At 73.1% G+C, this 19,663-nt stretch carries 15 protein-coding genes; 8 read left to right on the top strand and 7 right to left on the bottom strand.

Translation table 11 applies throughout. From position 1 onward, the window contains the following. Positions 1 to 5: 5 nt before the first annotated feature. The gene (gene secA, locus BLW78_RS12385) at positions 6 to 2,897 is read right to left on the bottom strand and encodes a preprotein translocase subunit SecA (RefSeq protein WP_091680174.1); all 2,892 of its coding nucleotides are present in this window, start codon (positions 2,895 to 2,897) and stop codon (positions 6 to 8) included. Between the two features lie 261 nt (positions 2,898 to 3,158). On the opposite strand from secA, the gene BLW78_RS12390 reads away from it, so the two are divergent. Then, entirely contained in the window at positions 3,159 to 4,082 is a 924-nt protein-coding gene (locus BLW78_RS12390) for a peptidylprolyl isomerase (protein ID WP_091679902.1), read from the top strand. Between the two features lie 46 nt (positions 4,083 to 4,128). Here the strand turns inward: BLW78_RS12390 and BLW78_RS31355 are convergent, their stop codons facing one another. Together BLW78_RS31355 and hemH are read right to left on the bottom strand one after the other, a co-directional pair. Then, positions 4,129 to 4,287 carry a hypothetical protein gene (locus tag BLW78_RS31355; protein WP_020093373.1) on the bottom strand — a complete coding sequence of 53 codons (159 nt, stop codon included), beginning with the start codon at positions 4,285 to 4,287 and terminating at the stop codon, positions 4,129 to 4,131. Between the two features lie 93 nt (positions 4,288 to 4,380). After that, positions 4,381 to 5,463, bottom strand: a complete 1,083-nt coding sequence (hemH, locus tag BLW78_RS12395) for a ferrochelatase (protein WP_042673806.1) — start codon at positions 5,461 to 5,463, stop codon at positions 4,381 to 4,383. A gap of 292 nt (positions 5,464 to 5,755) precedes the next feature. Between hemH and BLW78_RS12400 the strand changes: the two genes are divergently transcribed. After that, positions 5,756 to 6,445, top strand: coding sequence for a uracil-DNA glycosylase (locus tag BLW78_RS12400; protein WP_091679905.1), 690 nt, complete (start codon positions 5,756 to 5,758; stop codon positions 6,443 to 6,445). A gap of 25 nt (positions 6,446 to 6,470) precedes the next feature. Here BLW78_RS12400 and BLW78_RS12405 read toward each other — a convergent pair whose 3' ends face one another. Continuing rightward, positions 6,471 to 6,884, bottom strand: coding sequence for a hypothetical protein (locus BLW78_RS12405; protein WP_020093376.1), 414 nt, complete (start codon positions 6,882 to 6,884; stop codon positions 6,471 to 6,473). A 285-nt stretch (positions 6,885 to 7,169) separates the two neighbouring features. Here BLW78_RS12405 and BLW78_RS12410 point away from each other — a divergent pair, with 285 nt between their 5' ends. The 4 genes from BLW78_RS12410 to BLW78_RS12425 all read left to right on the top strand — a co-directional run bounded on the left by BLW78_RS12410 (position 7,170) and on the right by BLW78_RS12425 (position 10,534). Next, complete coding sequence (locus BLW78_RS12410) at positions 7,170 to 7,640, top strand: AMP-dependent synthetase (RefSeq protein WP_091679907.1); 471 nt, start codon at positions 7,170 to 7,172, stop codon at positions 7,638 to 7,640. A 118-nt stretch (positions 7,641 to 7,758) separates the two neighbouring features. After that, on the top strand, positions 7,759 to 8,571 hold the full coding sequence (locus tag BLW78_RS12415; RefSeq protein ID WP_091679910.1) for an enoyl-CoA hydratase: 813 nt from the start codon (positions 7,759 to 7,761) through the stop codon (positions 8,569 to 8,571). Positions 8,572 to 8,711: 140 nt separating this feature from the next. Beyond that, on the top strand, positions 8,712 to 9,032 hold the full coding sequence (locus tag BLW78_RS12420) for a hypothetical protein (RefSeq protein ID WP_020093379.1): 321 nt from the start codon (positions 8,712 to 8,714) through the stop codon (positions 9,030 to 9,032). Positions 9,033 to 9,097: 65 nt separating this feature from the next. Next, positions 9,098 to 10,534: a phospholipase D-like domain-containing protein gene (locus BLW78_RS12425; RefSeq protein ID WP_020093380.1), complete on the top strand. Its 1,437-nt coding sequence runs from the start codon at positions 9,098 to 9,100 to the stop codon at positions 10,532 to 10,534. Here BLW78_RS12425 and BLW78_RS12430 read toward each other — a convergent pair. After that, entirely contained in the window at positions 10,452 to 11,237 is a 786-nt protein-coding gene (locus BLW78_RS12430) for an endonuclease/exonuclease/phosphatase family protein (protein ID WP_170855145.1), read from the bottom strand. The two genes, BLW78_RS12425 and BLW78_RS12430, sit on opposite strands and share 83 nt — an antisense overlap. Positions 11,238 to 11,480: 243 nt before the next feature. Between BLW78_RS12430 and BLW78_RS12435 the strand changes: the two genes are divergently transcribed. Together BLW78_RS12435 and BLW78_RS12440 are read left to right on the top strand one after the other, a co-directional pair. Then, complete coding sequence (locus tag BLW78_RS12435; RefSeq protein WP_042673791.1) at positions 11,481 to 12,719, top strand: metallophosphoesterase family protein; 1,239 nt, start codon at positions 11,481 to 11,483, stop codon at positions 12,717 to 12,719. A 22-nt stretch (positions 12,720 to 12,741) separates the two neighbouring features. Continuing rightward, a complete protein-coding gene (locus BLW78_RS12440; RefSeq protein WP_091679912.1) occupies positions 12,742 to 16,218 on the top strand; it encodes an ATP-binding protein in 3,477 nt (1,158 codons plus the stop codon). 49 nt (positions 16,219 to 16,267) lie between these two features. Here the strand turns inward: BLW78_RS12440 and BLW78_RS12445 are convergent, their stop codons facing one another. Both BLW78_RS12445 and BLW78_RS12450 read right to left on the bottom strand, forming a co-directional pair. Then, positions 16,268 to 17,767 (bottom strand): carboxypeptidase M32, encoded by a 1,500-nt coding sequence (locus BLW78_RS12445; protein WP_091679914.1) that lies wholly within the window; start codon positions 17,765 to 17,767, stop codon positions 16,268 to 16,270. A 44-nt stretch (positions 17,768 to 17,811) separates the two neighbouring features. Continuing rightward, positions 17,812 to 19,614 carry an ATP-binding cassette domain-containing protein gene (locus BLW78_RS12450; RefSeq protein ID WP_091679917.1) on the bottom strand — a complete coding sequence of 601 codons (1,803 nt, stop codon included), beginning with the start codon at positions 19,612 to 19,614 and terminating at the stop codon, positions 17,812 to 17,814. Positions 19,615 to 19,663: the final 49 nt, after the last annotated feature.

Raw genomic sequence — 19,663 nt, forward strand, 5'->3', positions numbered from 1 at the left:
CCGCCTCAGGCCTGGAGGCTGCCGTGACAGTGCTTGTACTTCTTGCCCGAGCCGCACGGGCACGGCTCGTTGCGGCCGACGCGGCCCCAGGTGGCGGCGTCGGTCGGGTCGCGCTCCAGCACGGCGCCGTCCGCCGCGAGGCCCTGCGCCGCGAAGCCGTAGGCCGGTCCCCCGCCGCCGTCGCTGCCCGAGCCGAGACCGGCGTAGTCCATCTCGTTCTCGCCGGTGACCGGGTCGAGATGCTGGGCGAACATCGGCGGCAGCGCCGGACCGCCGGGCGGGTACTCCTCCTGCGGCTCCTGCATCATGATCTCGACCCGCGAGAGCTGCGCGGTCACCTGCTCGCGCAGGGCGGTCACGAGACCGTTGAACAGGTCGAAGGCCTCGGACTTGTACTCGTTCAGCGGGTCCCGCTGGGCGAAGCCGCGCCAGCCGATCACCTGCCGGAGGTGGTCCAGCGTCACGAGGTGCTCGCGCCAGAGATGGTCGAGCGTCTGCAGGAGGACCTGCTTCTCGATATAGGCCGTGACCTCGGCGCCGTTCTTCTCGGTTCGCTCGGCGTAGGCGGTCTCGGCCGCCTTGAGCAGGCGCTCGCGCATCTCCTCGTCGGCGATGCCCTCTTCCTTGGCCCAGTCCTCGACCGGCACGTCGAGGTTTAGGATCTCCTTCACCTGCTCGCGCAGGCCGGCGACGTCCCACTGCTCGGCGTAGGCGTTCTCCGGGATGTGGCGGGCGACGAGGTCGTCGATCACGCCCTCGCGCATCTCGTCCACGGTCTCGCGGACACTGTCCTGGCCCATGAAGTCGCGGCGCTGCTCGAACACGACCTTGCGCTGGTCGTTCATGACGTTGTCGTACTTGAGCACGTTCTTGCGCATGTCGAAGTTGCGCGCCTCGACCTTCTGCTGCGCCTTCTCGATGGCCTTGTTGATCCAGGGGTGGATGATCGCCTCGCCCTGCTCCAGGCCGAGCTTCTGCAGCATCCCGTCCATGCGGTCGGAGCCGAAGATGCGCATCAGGTCGTCCTGAAGCGACAGGTAGAACTTCGAGCGGCCGGGATCGCCCTGGCGTCCGGAGCGGCCGCGGAGCTGGTTGTCGATGCGCCGCGATTCGTGACGCTCGGTGCCGATGATGTAGAGGCCGCCGGGCAGCGCCTTCTTGCGGCCCGCCTCAGGATCGGCCTGCTCGCCCGAGGCCAGCACCTTGGTGCGGTTCTCGGCGATCTCCGCCTTGATCGCCGCGATGGCGGTGTCGCGCTCCGGACCGTCGGCGAGGTGGCCCAGCTCCTTCTCGATCCGCATCTCGAGGTTGCCGCCGAGTTTGATGTCGGTGCCGCGGCCGGCCATGTTGGTGGCGATGGTGATCGCGCCCGGCACGCCGGCCTCGGCCACGATGTAGGCCTCCTGCTCGTGGAAGCGGGCGTTGAGCACGGCGAAGCGCTTGGTCACCCGGCCCTCGCGGGCGGCGGCGTAGACGTCGGTCAGCGCGTTCGGGTCGGAGTAGTCGAGCAGGCTGTAGCCGGCCTTCTTGAGCATCTCGGCGAGGTGCTCCGACTTCTCGATCGAGCCGGTGCCGACCAGGATCGGCTGGTGGCGCGCATGCGCCTTGTCGATCTCGGCGATGATGCCCTCGTACTTCTCGCCGACGGTCCGGTAGACCTCGTCGTCCTCGTCGACGCGCTCGACCTCCTTGTTGGTCGGGATGTCGACCACGTCGAGTTTGTAGATCTCGGCGAACTCGTCGGCCTCGGTCGAGGCGGTTCCGGTCATGCCGGCGAGCTTCTTGTAGAGGCGGAAGTAGTTCTGGAAGGTGATCGAGGCGAGCGTCTGGTTCTCGGGCTGGATCGTGACCCGCTCCTTGGCCTCCAGCGCCTGGTGCAGACCTTCCGAGTAGCGCCGGCCCTGCATCATGCGGCCCGTGAACTCGTCGATGATCACCACTTCGTCGTTCTTGACGATGTAGTCCTTGTCGCGGGTGAACAGCGTGTGGGCGCGCAGGGCCTGGTTCACGTGGTGGACCAGCGTGACGTTGTGGGCGTCGTAGAGGTCGCCCTCCTTCAGGAGGCCGGCCTCGCGCATCGCCTCCTCGATAAACTCGTTGCCCTCCTCGGTCAGCGAGACCGTGCGCTGCTTCTCGTCGAGGTCGTAGAACTCCTTGCGCAGGCGCGGCATCAGCGCGTCGACCGCCACGTAGAGTTCCGACCGGTCATCCACCGGCCCTGAGATGATCAGCGGCGTGCGCGCCTCGTCGATCAGGATCGAATCGACCTCGTCGACGATCGCGAAGTTGTGCCCGCGCTGTGCCAGCTGGGACAGCTCGTACTTCATGTTGTCGCGCAGGTAGTCGAAGCCGTACTCGTTATTGGTGCCGTAGGTGATGTCGCAGGCGTAGGCCTCCTTGCGCTGCGCATCGTCGAGCCCATGCACGATCGTGCCGACGGAGAGGCCCAGGAACCGGTAGACCTGACCCATCCACTCGGCGTCGCGCGAGGCGAGGTAGTCGTTCACGGTGACGACGTGGACGCCCTTGCCCTCCAGGGCGTTGAGGTAGACCGGCAGCGTCGCCACCAGGGTCTTGCCCTCGCCGGTCTTCATCTCGGCGATGCCGCCCTCGTGGAGCACCATGCCGCCGATGAGCTGCACGTCGAAGTGGCGCTGGCCGAAGACGCGCTTGGCCGCCTCGCGCACCGTGGCGAAGGCCGGCACGAGGATGTCGTCGAGGCTCTTGCCGTTGGCGAGTTCGGCCTTCAGCATGTCGGTGCGGGCGCGCAGGGCCTCGTCCGAGAGGGCCTGGATCTCCGGTTCCAGCGCGTTGATCTGCGCGACGCGCGGGCGGTAGCCCTTGACGCGGCGGTCGTTCGAGGAGCCGAAAATCTTCTTGGCGATGGAGCCGAGCATCATAGACCTGCGGACGCGCGAGCCCGCCCACGGGTGAGCGTGGCGGGCCGGCCTGGACGGAGTTGGCCGGGCTTATAGAGGTAAACATCGCCCGGCGCACCTGGAAGGGGCAGCCCTCAACGCATGCCGGTACGGTCACGGTTCCGGCACCGGTGAAATGGCCGCGCTTGCCTTCTCGCCCGACGCGGGCCACCTGTGCCGCGGCGCGACGCCCGGCCGATCCGGCGCGGCGCCGAGACGTGAGCCGAGGACTTCGCCCGTATGCCGAACACCGCCCTTCTCCGGCGCGTCAGCGCGCTCGCCGTCATGGTCGCGATGCCGGGACTGGCACTGGCCCAGGCACCCCAGAAGGCCCCGACGCCGGCCGCCAACACGCCGGCCGCCGCCTCGCCCGCCGCGCCGGCCGCGGCGCCGAGCGCCGACGCGGTCGTGGCGAGCGTGAACGGCAAGCCGATCACGCAGGGCGACCTCGCCATCGCGGCCGATGACCCGGCCCTGTCGCTGCCCGGCGTCGACGAGGCCCAGAAGAAGAGCCTGCTCGTCGACTACATGGTCGACCTCCGCGTCGGCGCGCAGGCCGCCGAGGCCGCCAAGGTCGGCGACACGCCGGAATTCAAGCGCAAGCTCGCCTACTTCCGCGACAAGCTCCTGCTCGACGACTACCTGGAGCAGGAGGCCAAGCGCGCGGTCACGCCCGAGGCGGAGCACGCGATCTACGATCAGACCGTCAAGCTGATGAAGCCCGAGGAGGAGGTGCACGCGCGCCACATCCTGGTCGACAACGAGGCCGAGGCGAAGAAGATCGCCGCGCGCATCAAGGGCGGCGAGGACTTCGCCAAGGTCGCCGCCGAGGCGTCCAAGGACCCGGGCTCGAAGGCCGAGGGCGGCGATCTCGGCTGGTTCACCAAGGAGCGGATGGTGCCCGACTTCGCCAACGCCGCCTTCGCGATGAAGCCCGGCCAGGTCTCCGACCCGATCAAGACCCAGTTCGGCTGGCACCTGATCAAGGTCGAGGAGAAGCGGACCAAGCCGCAGCCGACCTTCGACGAGCTCAAGGAGCAGATCGACCAGCACCTGATCCGCAAGGCGCAGCAGGACATGATCCTGAAGCTCCGCTCGGAGGCCAAGATCGACCGCGCCGACGCGCCGCCGGCGGCTCAGGCCGCGCCCGAGCCGAAGAAGTGACGGTCCGGGGCTGACCGGCGCGGCCCTGCGGGGCCGCGCCGTGTCGTCAGTACGGCCGATCCGGGACGAGGTAGCTGGATCGCGCCGGGGCCGGCTGGGGCGTGATGCCGAGGGCCGAGAGTTCGGCGCCGCGGCGCCCCTCGGCGATCCTGTCGAGCACCGCGATCAGCAGCCACGGACACGCGATGCCGATGAAGAACGCCATGTGATCCTCCCGCGCCGAACCGATGGGCCCGTTCGGCTTAGGAAAATAATAGGCGGGCCGGGCCGCGCCGCAAGCGGCATCCCGGCCAGGATCTCAGATCCAGCCCTGGAGCTCGCGGCGCACGACGTGCTCGATCACCCGCATGCCGAGGTCGCTGTCGTTCAGGCAGGGGATGTAGGCGAAGCGCTCGCCGCCGTTCTCCTCGAAATAGTGCCGGTTCTCACCGTCGAGCTCCTCGAGGGTTTCTAGGCAGTCCGCCGTGAAGCCCGGGGCGACGATCGCCATCCGCTTCACGCCCGACTTCGCGAGTTCCATCACCGTCTCGTCGGTGTAGGGCTTCAGCCACTCCTCGTTGCCGAAGCGCGACTGGAAGGTGACCCGCATCTTCTCCGGAGACAGGCCGAGCGCCTCGCGGATCAGGCGCCCGGTCTTGTGGCACTGACAATGGTACGGGTCGCCTTTGAGCAGGTAGCTCCGCGGCACGCCGTGGAACGAGGTGAGGATCACCTCCGGCTCGAAGTCGAGCTTGGCCAGGCCCTCGCGGATCGAATCGGCCATGGCGGCGATGTAGACGGGGTCGTCGTGATAGGGCGGCGAGACCCGCACCGTGGGCTGCCAGCGCATGTCCATCAGCGCCCGGAAGGCCTGATCGCAGGCCGTGGCCGAGGTCGCGGCGGCGTATTGCGGGTAGAGCGGCACCAGCAGGATCCGGTCGCAGCCCTGGTCGAGCAGCGCCTGGATCCGGCCGGCGACCTCGGGCTTGCCGTAGCGCATCGCCCAGTCGACCACCACGGACTCGCCCATGGCCGCCTGGAGGCGCTCGCTCTGGCCGCGGGTGATCGTCTTCAGCGGCCCCTCGTTGAGCGCGTTGTTCCAGACGCTGGCGTAGTCGCGGCCCTTCGGCCCGGGGCGCTTCGTCAGGATGATCAGGTTGAGGAGCGGCCACCAGATCAGCCGCGGCACCTCGATCACCCGGCGGTCCGACAGGAACTCCTTGAGATACCGGCGCATCGGCCAGTAGGACGTGCCTTCGGGCGTCCCGAGATTCATCAGGAGCACGCCGACGCGGCCCCAGGCCACTTTCGGGTGGTCGGCCGGAAGGGTGCTCGCCGCGGGCTGCAGCGGTGCGAGGGGCCGGCCATTCGCCAGCGCGGCGGGTTCGACGCGTTCGTTCATGGCAGCGTTCCGGCGCCGCGCGCCGAGATCCTTCCTCTGGCTTCCGATATCCGGCGGCCGGCGCGTACGCCCTGGTACGCCTCGGCTTGGCCGGCGCTTAAACCCCGTCGGGTGCGCTTCCATGTAGGGTGCGAAGCCGCCCGGCGAAGGGCGGACGCGACATGCCGCACCGCGACAGGCCGCGCGCTCGACCCCCGTCCCTAAACACGGGCGGCTCCCGGCCGCAACCGCCGCGCCGATGACGGTGCGCGTCCGCCTCCTATCTCGGCGTGGAAACTGATCGCGAGAGACCATGGCCGCCACACCCGTCGCCGACGCCCTCACGGCCTTCCGCGCCTCCGGTTCGCCCTGGCTGAGCCTGCCGTTCTTCGCCGGCGGGGAGGCCGACGCCGTGGCGGCGCGGGTCGATGCCCGAATCGCCGCGGGCGCCCGCGTCCTGCCGGCACCGGACCGGATCTTCCGCGCCTTGGCCGAGACCCCGCTGCCGGACGTGCGGGCCGTGATCCTCGGGCAGGACCCCTACCCGACACCGGGCGACGCCAACGGCCTCGCCTTCTCGTTCGTGGGCTCCGGTCCCCTGCCCGCCTCGTTGAAGGTGATCCTGGCGGAGGCGGGATCCGACCGCGCCGCCGGCGGCGACCTGACGCCCTGGGCGCGGCAGGGCGTGCTCCTGCTCAACAGCGCGCTCACCGTCGAGGCCGGCAAGGCCGGGGCGCACCTGCGCTACGGCTGGGCCCCGCTGACCGATCAGGCCGTGAGCGCCGTCTCGGCCCGCGCGGAGCCCGCCGTGTTCCTGCTCTGGGGCGCCCAGGCGCGGGCCAGGGCCGCGCTCATCGACACGACCCGCCACGGCGTGTTCGAGAGCGGACACCCCTCGCCGCTCAACCGGGCCCGGGATTTTCCCGGCTCCGACCCGTTCGGCCGGGCCAACCGGTGGCTCGCCGCGCACGGGCGCCCGCCGATCGACTGGCGCCTCGGCTGAGGCCGGCGGCGATCCCGCGAATGGGCTATTGCGGCTTGGCGGGCTCGGCGGGCTTCGCCGGCGCGGCGGGGTCCTGGCCGGCGGGCAGGAGCACGTTCTTGGCCACCGTGCCCTCGGGCCCGTACTCGCCGGCCACCGCGAGGCAGGCCTGGTCGCGGTTCTGCGCCATCTGGTTCGACATCAGCGTGAACATGGTCTGCACCCGGTTGCCGAACGGTCCGCGCGGCTGGACGTCGCCGATCTGCACGTTCTGCTTCGCCAGCAGGGCCTCGAACTGGTCGCTGCCGATCCGGTAGCCGCAGACGTTCGAGGCCGCGAAGATGTAGGCGGCGAATTCCAGGGCCCGCGGCGACGGGGCGTTCCGGATCTGCGCCTGCGCCGGCAGGGCCGCGAGCGTGACGGCGGCGAGGAGTGTGATCCGGGTCGTAGTGGGGCGCATGCGCGGCGGTTCCTCGATCGGGGGCGGCCTCTCGCGGGCCGCCTCTGGCGGGCGGGACATAGGCCGGACCCGCGCGCGCGCCAATGCGACCGAAGATGCGACCCGAGATGTCGGCAATTCACCCGTCCCGGTTCACGGCCCGTTCGCCATAGGTCCAGTCGCCGGCCCGCGCGTCGACGAAAAGACGGTCGTTCTTCGACGGAACGCCCGGGTGAGAGAGAGTGTTAACCTGCTCGCGTCACGCCAGGACCTGCAGTGTGTCCAGATTCAGGCGGTCCGCATCGCATGTACGGCGTCCATCACCCGGCGGCCTCCATCCCACTCCCGGCTCGCGACGCCGACCGGCGCGCCCGGCCGGGTGCGCAAGGAGCCGCCAGCGCGGAGCGGCGCGGCGCGCCGGCGGTGCCGGTCGCGGCGGTCTGTCCGCACCGCGTCTCGCGCTGGGCCTGGGGCGAGGGCCTGTGGGCCGGGCAGGCCGTGGCGCTCCTGGTGCAGGATCTCGGGCAGGTCGAGGCCATGCGCCTCGGCCTCACCCGTCTCGGGCTGCGCGTCGTCTGCCTCGACTGCGCCGGCCGCGACCAAGCGCTGGCGGAAAGCCTCGCGCAGTCGGGCGCCGAGCTGGTCGTGGTCGATACCGCGCTCGCCGACGCCTATGCCGGCGTGATGGGCCGGCTCACCGCCTATCCGGCGGTGTGGTGGAACGGTCCGGGCGCCGACTACGCGAGCCTCGACCTCGCCCTCGCCGAGCACGCCTGACAACCGCCGCATCGCGGATCGCGCGCCGCGGCACCGTCGCGGACCTGAACCCTGCGTGCTACCGTCCGACGACGCGACCGGCCCCGTGCCAGGGAGGCCGGCGCCGGGAGACGTCGCCATGACCGCAGCCCTTGCCACGGCCCACGCCGCCAGCCCGGAGACGCCGGTGCTGTTGCGCATCGACGCCGACGGGGTCGCGACGCTGACGCTGAACCGGCCGCAGGCCCGCAACGCCCTGTCGATGGCCCTGATGGGCGCGCTCCAGGAGCAGCTCGATGCGATCCGCGCGGATCCGTCCGTGCGGGTGGTGATCCTGCAGGGGGCCGGCCCCGCCTTCTGCGCCGGGCACGACCTCAAGGAGATGCGCGCCGATCCGTCCCGCGAGGCGACCGAGGCGGTGTTCCGCACCTGCGCGCGGCTGATGCTGAGCCTCACGCGCCTGCCGCAGCCGGTGATCGCCCGGGTGCACGGGATCGCCACCGCCGCCGGCTGCCAGCTCGTCGCCACCTGCGATCTCGCCGTGTGCGCCGAGACCGCCCGCTTCGCCACGCCGGGGGTGCAGATCGGCCTGTTCTGCTCGACCCCGATGGTCGCCCTGTCGCGCGCCGTATCGCGCAAGGCCGCCCTGGAGATGCTGCTGGTCGGTGAGCCGATCGACGCCGCGGAGGCCCTGCGGATCGGGCTGGTCAACCGCGTCGTGCCGGAGGCGGAGCTCGACGCGGCGGTGGGCGCCCTGGCGGCCCGGATCGCCGGGAAGGCCCGGCGCGTCCTGGCGATCGGCAAGGAGGCGTTCGGCCGGCAGATCGAGATGGGCCTGGAGGACGCCTACGGCTACACCGCCGAGGTCATGACCCGGAACATGATGATGGCCGACGCGCAGGAGGGGATCGACGCCTTCCTGGGCAAGCGGCCGCCCCGCTGGGAGCCGTGAGCCGGCGTCCCGGTCCGCGCACTGGCGCGATACGACGCAGGCCCTCCGGCGCGACGCGCATAGGTGATGGCGCCGCCCTGCCCTAGGATGAGGGGCCTGTCCGACCCTGCCGGGCTCGGCGCCGCCACGCGGAACGGCTGATGAGCACCCTCGACCTGCTCGGTCTGACGCTGTCCTTCTACGGCACGATGCCGCCGCCGCGGCCCCCGCGGCCGAACCGCAACGGCGCCACCTGGGCCGCCGCCGTGATCTTCGGCGGCGTCTGCCTCGCGACGATCGGGCCGATGATCACCATCTGGAGCTTCCACCGGCCCTATGCCGAGGCCAAGGCGCGCTGCATCGCCTCCGGCGGCCGGGTCCTGTACGGGGCCCTCGACGGCAGCGGACCCTATCGCTGCGAGCGGCCCGCGGCCGCCGCGGCCGCCGCGCCCATTGCGCATCCGGCCAAGCCGGCGGATTAATCCGCCCGCCGCATGCGCTTCAGGTCGATCCGGCGCCTCCCGACGCGAACCCGGATAGCCTCACCTTGGAAAACGCGATCACCCGCTGGGTCCAGTCGACCGCCCTGATGCGGTCGGATGTCGAGGCCCTGATCGGCTTCGCGCTGGCGATCGGCGTCACCCTGCACGCCCTGCTGCGCAAGCGCCGGGTCAGCGTGGCGGTGGGCTGGATCGGGCTCGCGTGGCTGTCGCCGATCTTCGGCACCGCCCTGTACCTGACCTTCGGCATCAACCGGGTCTCGCGCCGCGCGCGGCGGCTGCGGACCAAGCCGTCCGACGCGACGCAGCTGCCCGACACCGACGACGCCGTGGTGCCGGAGGCGCTCTGGCCCCTCGACCGGGCGATCCGGCGGATCACGAGCCTGCCGGCCTTCGCGGGCAACACCGTGCAGATGTTCCGCAACGGCGACGCCGGCTATCCGCAGATGCTGGCGGCGATTCGCGAGGCGCGGTCCAGCATCGGCCTGTCGAGCTACATCTTCCGGGACGACGCCACCGGCCGCGAATTCTGCGACGCCCTCGTGGAGGCGAAGGCCCGGGGCGTGCAGGTCCGCGTCATCATCGACGGGATCGGCGGCGGCTATTTCCGCGCGCCGGTCTACCACCGCCTGACGGCCGCCGGGGTGCCGGCCGCCCTGTTCATGCACTCCGCCCTCCCCTGGCGGATGCCGTTCCTCAATCTGCGCTCGCACAAGAAGCTGCTGATCGTCGACGGGCGGATCGCCTTCACGGGCGGTCTCAACATCTCGCACCCGAACCGCGTCGCCCTGAAGCCCGAGCACCCGATCCGGGACACGCATTTCCGCCTGACCGGCCCCGTGGTCGAGCAGCTCGCCGCCGCGTTCGCGGCCGACTGGGCCTTCGTGGACGGCGAGATCCTCGACGGCCCCCCGTGGTTCGTCGACCTCGAGCCCTGCGGACCGAGCGTCGCCCGGGCGGTGACCTCCGGCCCGGACGCGGACGTCGAGAAGATCGAGCAGGTCATCCTCCAGGCGCTCGCCTGCGCGCGCCGGTCGGTGCGCTTCGTGACGCCCTACTTCCTTCCCGACGAGCTGGTGACCGGCGCGCTCGCCCAGGCCGCGACCCGGGGCATCACCGTCGACGTGATCATCCCGCGGGTCAGCGACCATCCCTACATCGACTGGGCGACCCGGGCGCATCTCGACCCGCTGCTGCGGGCTGGCGTGAACGTCTGGCTCGACGAGCCGCCCTTCGACCATTCCAAGGCGATGGTGGTCGACGACATCTGGTGCTTCGTCGGCAGCGCCAACTGGGACATGCGCAGCTTCCGGCTCAATTTCGAGCTGAACGTCGAGATCATCGACGCCGACCTCGCCGCCGACCTCGACCGGTTCATGCGCGGCAAGATGGAGGCGCGGCTCAGCCGGGAGGATCTCGCCGCGCGCGGCCTGCCGATCCGTCTGCGCGACGCAGGCGTGCGACTGCTGCTGCCATACCTTTGAACCGGGCGGGGGCGTGCGCCTCCGGCGCCGGGCCGAGATGGACGACAATCGGCCGGTGATCGGAGCGTCCCCGCGGCAGCACCGCGTGCGCGTGGCAGACGAGCCCGCGGGCGAGGCAGCGGTCGAGCCGCAGCGGCAGCACCTCGACCATCGCGTGGGTCGATTGCCGCGGTCCGACGTCGCGGAAGCCCGGGATCAGCGCCGGGCCGACGATGTTGTAGTCGCCGAGCACAGCCGCTCGCGGCGGCAGCTCGCCGACGATGCGCCGCAGCTGGCGCCGGTTCAGCATCTGTCCGTGCGACAGGTGGACGTTGGCCACGCCGAATTCGCCGAGATCGAGGATCTGGCAGACCCGGTGCACGAGGGCGCCGGAGGGGAGCGCGATGACCCGGGGCGGCGCCGCCCAGGGCTTCGGGCTCCACATGGCGAGCCCGTGGATCCGGCCCGGCAGGGGCGCCCAGGCGTAGTGGCCGCCGATCCGGTCCAGCAGGAAGCCGATGGCGCGCGTCGCCTCCTGCATCAGCAGCAGGTCGGGCTTCTCCTGCGCCACGAGGGCGGCGACGTCGTCCACCGCCGCGCCGGTGCGCCGCAGCAGGTTCCAGCTCACGATCTTGAAGGGCTGGTGCGGCCGCTCGGCGGGGCGGATCGGCGTGACGGGCGACGGTGCGGGGGTGGAGCGGGCCGGGCGTGCAGCAGGATTCATCGGGCCGGTCTCGTACCTCAACGCGCGGCGCTCCCGCCACCGCCACGCTCTAACGCGCCCGGAGCCGGGACGTTCGACCGCTTTCGCGCCGGGCCCGGGCGCGGTCCGACCTGGGCGCCCCACAGCCCATCGCCGGGCGCCGCTTGAGGCGGACCCGGTCGGCGGCCTAAGAGCCGGCATGGCGACGCCGGCCGCTCCGCGGATCGCCGCGCACCGCCATCCCACCGATCCCGTCCGGAGGCCATGACGGCGTTCAGCTTCATCCATGCCGCCGACCTGCATCTCGGCAGCCCGCTGTCGGGCCTCGCCGCGCGCGACGCGGAACTGGCCCGGCGCCTCGCCGCGGCGAGCCGGCAGGCCTTCGAGGATCTGGTGACCCAGGCGATCGAGCGGTCGGTCGCCTTCGTCGTTGTCGCGGGTGACGTCTACGACGGCGACTGGGCCGACACCACGATCGGCCTGTTCTTCGCCCGGCAGGTCGCGCGCCTCGACCGCGCCGGCATCCCGACGATCCTCGTGCGCGGCAACCACGACGCCGAGAGCGTCATCACGCGCTCGATCACGCTGCCGGCCTCCGTCCACGTCTTCCCGACCGCCCGCGCCGGCACCCTGCGCCTCGACGCGCTCCGCGTCGCGGTCCACGGCCGCAGCTTCCAGGGCCGGGCCGTGGAGGAGAACCTCGCGCTCACCTACCCGGCCGCCGTGCCGGGCTGGTTCAACCTCGGGGTCCTGCACACCTCCTGCACCGGCCACGCCGCCCACGAGACCTACGCCCCCTGCTCGGTCGCCGACCTCGCGGCCCGGGGCTACGAGTACTGGGCGCTGGGCCACATCCACGAGTACGCGGAGCTGTCCCGGGATCCCTGGATCGTGTTCCCCGGCAATCTCCAGGGCCGGAGCGTGCGCGAGTGCGGCGAGAAGGGCGCCGTCGTGGTCGACGTCGCCGACGGGCGGGTGACCGGCGTCAGCCGCCTGCCCCTCGACCGGGCGCGATTCGAGCAGATCACGGTCGACCTCGCGGCGGTGGCCGACGCGCGCGGCGCCGTCGAGGCCGTCGAGGCGGCGCTGAGGCCCCTGGCCGGGATCGCGGCGCGCCGGCTGCTCCTGGTCCGCGTCCACCTCGCCGGGACGACCCGGGCCCACGACGCCCTCGCGGCCGATCGCGAGTCCCTGACGGCCGAGATCCAGGCGGCCGCGCACCGGCTGCACGAGGACATCTGGCTGGAGCGCCTGAAGATCGAGACCCGCCGCCCGCGCGCCGCGGCGGAGCCGACCGGCGCCGCCATCGACCCCGCGGCCCTGCTCGCCGACCTCGACCGCGACCCCGAGTTCCGCGCCCGGGCGAAGGCGGCGCTGGCCGAGATCGGCGGCCGGATGCCGGGGACGGCCGCCGCCGAGGCCGACCTCGACGCGGAGTTCGACGCGCTCTGCGCCGAGGCCGAGGCCCTCGTCCTCGGACGCCTCGGCGGCCGGCACTGCTGAGGCGCGCGCCCATGGACCCCCGATGCGCCTGATCCGCCTCGCCTTGGAGCGCTACGGCGCCTTCACGGACCGCACCGTCGCGTTCCGGCCCGACGCGCGCCTGCACGTGGTGCTGGGCGCCAACGAGGCCGGCAAGAGCACCGCGCTGGCGGCGGTCACCGACCTGCTGTTCGGCTTCGGGAAGACGACGCCCTACGCCTTCCTGCACGACATGCCGCAGCTGCGCCTCGGCGCGGAGATCGCCGCCGCCGACGGACGCCGGCTGTCCTTCCGCCGCCGGAAGGGCAACAGCCGCACCCTCATCGACGCCGACGACGCGCCGCTCGCCGACGACGCGCTGGCCCCGTTCCTCGGCGGCCTGTCCCGGACGGTGTTCTGCCGGGCCTTCGGACTCGACGCGGCGAGCCTCCGGGCCGGGGGCCGCGAGATGGTCGACGTGGAGGGCGAGGTCGGCGCGAGCCTGTTCGCGGCGGGCTCGGGCCTGCGCGGCCTCACGGAGCTGCAGACGACGCTCGACGCGGAGGCCGACGCCATCTTCGCCCCGCGCCAGGCCAAGCACCGGACCTTCTACCAGGCGCTGGAGCGCCACGAGACGGCCCGGCGGGCGATCCGCGAGCGGGGCCTGCGCGCCGGCGACTGGCGCGCCCTGAACGACGAGATCGCCGCGGCGGCCGCGCAGCTCGAGGCGCTCCGGTCCGAGCAGAAGGCCGGGGCGGTCGCGCGCGCCCGGCTGGAACGGTTCAAGCGCGTCCGCCCGATCATCGCCGAGATCGACGCGCTGGAGCGGCGCATCGCCGCCGAGACCGACCTCGTCGACGCGGATTCCGCCTGGATCGCCCGCCTCGGGGCGGCCCTGGACGCGTGCCGCGCCGCGGACGCCGAGGCGGAGCGGGCCGAAACCGCGCGCGACCGGGCCCGCGGCGAGGCCGAATCGGTGCCGGTCGAGCCGGGGCTGACCCATCGGGCGGACGAGATCCTGGCGGCGTTCAGCGGTACTCGGGAGTTCGAGAAGGGTGGCACCGACCTGCCCCGCATCGAGGGCGACGCCCACAAGGTCGGGCTGGATCTGGAGCGGCTGCGCGCCCGGATCGGCGTGCCCGACCTCGCCGCGCTCGAGGCCCGCCAGCCCCCGGACGCCGCGCGGGCGCGGACCGAGCGGCTGATCCGCGACGGTCGGACCCTGGCGGCCGCCGAGGAGCAGATCGCCCGCGACCTCGCCGCCGCCCGCGCCGAGCGGGAACGCCTCGCCCGCGAGATGGAGGCGGCGGACGCGGCCCGGGACCCGACCCCGCTCCGCGAGGCGCTGAAACCCCTGGCCCGGCTGCACGAGTGGATCGCCGCCCGCGACACCCTCGAGGGCGCGATCCGCCGGGAGGCGGCGCTCCTGCGCAACCAGGCCGAGCGGCTGTCGCCGCCGGTCGCCGACCTCGCCGCCCTTGTCCGGACGCCCCTGCCCGCCCCCGACACGGTGGCGCGCTACCGTCAGCGCCTCGAGGCCAAGACCCGCGAGCACGAGCGGGCGGCCGACCGGTGCGACGCGGCCCGGCGCCAGGTCGCGGCCACCCGCGCGCGCCTGCGGGAGCGCGAGGCCGGCCGGCCCGTCGCCACCCGGGAGCGCCTCGAAGCCCTGCGGGCAGCGCGGGACGCGGCGCTCGCGCCGCTGCGCGAGGCTCTCGCGGCCGGCCGGCCGGCCGCCATCGCCGGGATCGCGGCCTTCGAGCGGGCGCTCCTCGAGGCCGACCGCGTCGCGGACGAGCGGGCCTCCGACGCGGCCCGGGTCGCCGCCCACGCGGCCGACCTGGAGCGGCTCGCCGCCGAGGAGGCGGAGGCCGCGCAGGCCGACGGCGTCCTCGCCGGTCTCGCGGCGGAGATCGCGGCGGGCGAGGCGGCGTGGCGCGAGGCCTGGCGGCCCGCCGGCCTCGTGCCCGGACCGCCGGCCGAGATGGCGGCCTGGCTCGCCGAGGTGGAGAGCCTGATCGAGGCCGAGCAGCGCCTCGCCGCGCAGCGGATCGAGGCCGACCGCCTCCTGGCGCGGATCGAGACCGCGCGGGGGCCCTTGGCCGACCTGCGCACCCGCGCCGGGCTCGACGCCGCACCGGACCTCGAGATCGCCGCCGCGCTGGACGGTCTCGAAGCGCGCATCGCCGCCCTGGCGAGCCGCTGGGAGGCCAATCTGCAGGCCGGTGGCCTGCTGCGCGCGGCCGGACTGTCCGTCGAGCGGCTGGAGGCGAGCCTCGCCGAGACCGCTGCCCGCCGCGCCGCGTGGCAGGCCGACTGGGCGGCGGCGCTCCTGCCCCTCGGCCTCGACGGTGCGGCCGGGCCCGAGGAGGCCGAGGGCGCGCTGGAGGCGTGGCGGAGCGTGCCGGACCGGCTGGCGGAGCGAGCCGCCCTGCAGCGCCGCTCGGCCGGGATCCGCCGGGATATGGAGGCGTTCCGCGACACGGCGGCCACGCTGGTCGAGGCCCTGGCCCCCGATCTCGCCGAGACGTCGCCCGCCGGCGCGATCCGGTCGCTCCACGGGCGCCTCGTCGCCGCGCAGGCCCGCGAGGCGCGGCGCGCCGAGCTCGACCGTCGCCGCGACGAGGCCGAGGCGGCCCATCGCGCCGCTGCCGAAGGGCGCGACGCGGCGCGGGCGATGCTCGTCCGGCAGGTCGCCGAGGTTATGCCGGACCTCGCCGCGGCACCGACGCCGGAGATCGATCGTCTGTTCGGCCGCCTCAGCGCTCGGGAAGCGCTGCGCGCCGAGCGTCTTCGGCTCCGCGGCAACCTCGCGGGTGCGGCCGACGGACTTCCCGAGGGGGAGCTGCGCGCCGGGCTGGAGACGTTGTCGCCCGAGGCGATCGAGGCGGAGCTGGCGCGTCTGGTCCTCGAGGCCGAGGAGCAGGCCGAGCGCGGGCAGGTCATCTTCGCGGACCGCGACCGGGCGGAGCGGCGGCGGGCGGAGCTCGAGGGCGGCACCGGCGCCGAGCTGGCCCTCGCGGAGCGCAAGGCCGCGGAGGCGGATCTCCAGGCGGCTTCCCGCTCCTGGGCCGTCTTGCGGCTCGCCGGGCTGATGCTCGGGCAGGCGGTCGCCCGCCACCGCGCGGGGCAGCAGGACCCGCTCGTCACCCGGGCGGGCGCGCTGTTCCAGGCTCTCACCGGCGGCGCGTTCTCCGGTCTGGCGCAGATCTACGACGAGGCCGACACGCCGAAGCTCGCCGGGCAGCGCGCCGGCGGCGGCACGGTCGCGATCGAGGGCATGAGCGAGGGCACCCGCGACCAGCTCTACCTCGCCCTGCGGCTGGCCTATCTGGAGGATTACGCCGGCCGCGCCGAGCCGGCCCCCTTCATCGGCGACGACCTGTTCTCGACCTTCGACGAGACCCGGACCGGCTACGGCCTCGATGCGCTCGCGGCGATCGGCGCCCGGGTCCAGCCGATCCTGTTCACGCACCACCGCCACGTCGCGGACATCGCTCGCGACCGGCTCGGCGACGCCGTCGACGTGGTGACGCTCTAGGCGTCGCCGGCGGAGGGGGCCGTTCCGTCCCCTCCCCGGCCACCGCGTCTCAGGCGCCCGCGCCCCCAAGGTAGCGCGCCTCCAGATGGGCCCGGAACGCCGCCGTGCCGAGCCTCGTCCCGGTGGCGCGGGTGAGGAGGTCGTCGGTCTCGAGCAGGCTCCCCACCGCGTGGACATGCGTGCGGAGCCAGTCCCGCAGGGGGCCGAAATCGCCCTGCGCGAGGCAGCCCGGCAGCGCCGGCTCGGCCGCGCGGGCCGCCCGGAACAGCTGCGCGGCCGCCAGGGCGCCGAGCGTGTAGGTCGGGAAATAGCCGAAGGCGCCGCTCGGCCAGTGGATGTCCTGCAGGCAGCCGACCCGGTCGTCGGGCACCGTGAGCCCGAGGAGGTCGCGCAGGCCGTCGTTGAACGCCCCCGGCAGGTCGCGCACCGCGAGGTCGCCCGCGATCATCGCGGTCTCCAGCCGGTAGCGCAGGAGGATATGGGCCGGGTAGGTCGCCTCATCGGCATCCACCCGGATGAAGCCGGGCGCGACCCGGGTGTTGAGCGCGTGCAGGTTCTCCGGCGACCATTCGGGCCCGGACCGCCCGAACGCCGCCTGCAGGAGCGGCGCCAGGAAGGTGAAGAACTCCCGGCTCCGGCAGGCCTGCATCTCGACGATGAGCGACTGGCTCTCGTGCAGGCTCATGCCCCGCGCCGCGCCGACCGGCTGGTTGCGCCACGCCGCCGGCCGGCCCTGCTCGTAGAGGGCGTGCCCGGTCTCGTGGAGAACGCCCATCAGCGCCCGGCCGAAATCGGCCGCGTCGTAGCGCGTCGTGATCCGCACGTCGTCGGTGGCACCGCCGCAGAACGGGTGCAGGCTGATGTCGAGCCGGCCGCGGGTGAAGTCGAAGCCGACCGCCGCCATCAGCTGCAGGCCGAGGTCGCGCTGCACCGCCACGTCGAACGGCCCGGCGAGCGGGAGCGGCGCCGGCCGGGACGCCTGGATCTCCCGGGCGCGGGCGATCAGGGCCGGCAGCCAGTCGGTCAGGTCCGCGAAGAGCGGGTCGATCGTCGCCCGGCGCATGCCGGGATCGTAGCTGTCGAGCAGCGCGTCGTAGGGATCGAGGCCGAGGGCCGCGCCCTTCGCCTGGCCGATCTCCCGCTGGAGCCGCAGCACCTCGGCGAGGTGGGGTTCGAGGCGGCCGAAGTCGGCGTCGCGCCGCGCCTCGCGCCAGACCATCTCCGAGCGGGACACGGCGCGGGAGCTGGCCTCGACGAGGTCGCGGGGGACCGCCGTGGCGTGTCCTTGCGCGCGGCGCATCTCCCGCAGGTTGGCGGCGGGCCAGGGCTCGAGGTCGCCGCCCTGCTCGGCTGCCGCCAGCTCCTCGGCGGCCTCGGGGGCGGTGAGCATCCCGTGGGCGAGCCCGCGCAGGATCGCGAGCTGGTCGCCGCGGGCCTCGGCGGCGCCGTCCGGCATCAGCGTCTGCGCGTCCCATCCGAGGATCCCGGCCGCGCCCTCCAGGGCGGCGAGCCGGGCGAAGCGCTGTTCGAGGGTCTGATAGGCGGTCATGCGGTCTCCGGTCGGGTACGTCTCGCGGCGCGATGCGGCGGGTCTCATCCCGCCTGAAGCATCTCCAGTTCCAGCCAGCGGTCCTCCGCCTGCGACAGCTCGGTCTCGGCCTGGGCCAGCATGGTCGAGGCCTTGTCGAACCGGGCGGGGTCGCGGGCGTAGAGCTCGGGGTCGGCGAGGATCGTGCGGAGCTGGGCGATCGCCGCCTCCAGCTTCTCGATGCGGGCCGGCAGGGTCTTCAATTCGTGCTGGTCCTTGAAGCCGAGCTTGGGCTTGCCCGACGGCTGGGCGGCCGGCGCGGCGGCGCGCTCGCGCGACTCCTTCGCCTTCGGCGCGACGGTCCGCGCCTCGACGCCCTGGCCGCGCTGGACCAGCATGTCGCTGTAGCCGCCGGCATACTCGACCCAGCGGCCGGCGCCCTCCGAGACCAGCACGCTGCCGGCCACGCGGTCGAGGAAGTCGCGGTCGTGGCTCACTAGGATCAGCGTGCCCTGGTAGTCGCCCAGCATCTCCTGGAGCAGGTCGAGGGTCTCGAGGTCGAGGTCGTTGGTGGGCTCGTCGAGGACGAGGAGGTTGGCCGGCTGGGCCAGGGCCCGGGCGATCAGCAGCCGGTTGCGCTCGCCGCCGGAGAGAACCGAGACCGGCGTGCGCGCCTGCTCGGGCGTGAACAGGAAGTCCTTGAGGTAGCCGATCACGTGGCGGCTCTGGCCGTTCACCGTGACGCTGTCGCCGCGGCCGCCGGTCAGCACGTCGGTGACGGTCATCCCGGGCTCCAGCACGGCGCGGGCCTGATCGAGCACCACCGGCAGCAGGTTGGTGCCGAGCACCACCTGCCCGGCATCCGGCGCGAGCCGGCCCATCAGCAGGTTGATCAGGGTACTCTTGCCCGCGCCGTTCGCCCCGACGATGCCGAGCCGGTCGCCCCGCATCACCCGCAGGGACAGCCCGTCGACGATCCTGCGCTCGCCGTAGCTCTTCGCGATGTCGCGGGCCTCGACGACGAGGCTCCCCGAAGATTCCGCGTCCGAGGCCTGCATGCTGACACTGCCCACCGGGCGACGCACCTCGCGGCGGTTCTGCCGGAGTTCGTGCAGGTTGCCGAGGCGGCGGACGTTGCGCTTGCGCCGCGCGGTGACGCCGTAGCGCAGCCAGTGCTCCTCGGCGGCGATCTTGCGGTCGAGCTTGTGCTGGTCCCGCTCCTCTTCCTCGAAGAAGGCGTCGCGCCACGCCTCGAAGCTGGAGAAGCCCTGGTCGATCCGGCGGGTCTCGCCGCGGTCGAGCCAGATCGTGGCCCGCGACAGGGCCGAGAGGAAGCGCCGGTCGTGGCTGATCAGCACGAGGGCCGCGCGGGTGCCCTTCAGCTCCGTCTCGAGCCACTCGATCGCCGGCAGGTCGAGATGGTTGGTGGGCTCGTCGAGGAGCAGCACGTCGGGCTCGGGGGCGAGCGCCTGCGCCAGCGCGGTGCGGCGCCCCTCGCCGCCGGAGAGCTTGCTCGGATCCTCCGCGCCGGTCAGGCCGAGGCTCTCCAGCAGGTAGCGCGCGCGGTGGGTCGATTCGCCCGGCGGCAGGCCGGCCTCGACGAAATCCAGGGTGGTGGCGAAGCCCGTGAAATCGGGTTCTTGCGCGAGGTAGCGGATCGTCGTGCCGGGCTGGACGAAGCGCCGTCCCCGGTCGGGCTCCGTGAGGCCCGCGGCGATCTTCATGAGCGTCGACTTCCCCGACCCGTTCCGGCCGACGAGGCAGGTGCGCTCGCCCGGCGCGATGGCGAGGCTTGCGCTCGTGATCAGCGGCGTACCGCCGAAGGTGAGCGCGACGTCCTGGAGGGTGAGGAGCGGGGGAGCGGCCATGGGCCGGCTTATGGCAGCGCGGGGCGGCCTGTTCAAACAGAGCCGCCCC

This window comes from Methylobacterium sp. 275MFSha3.1, from assembly GCF_900108435.1.
Taxonomy (GTDB): Bacteria; Pseudomonadota; Alphaproteobacteria; order Rhizobiales; family Beijerinckiaceae; genus Methylobacterium.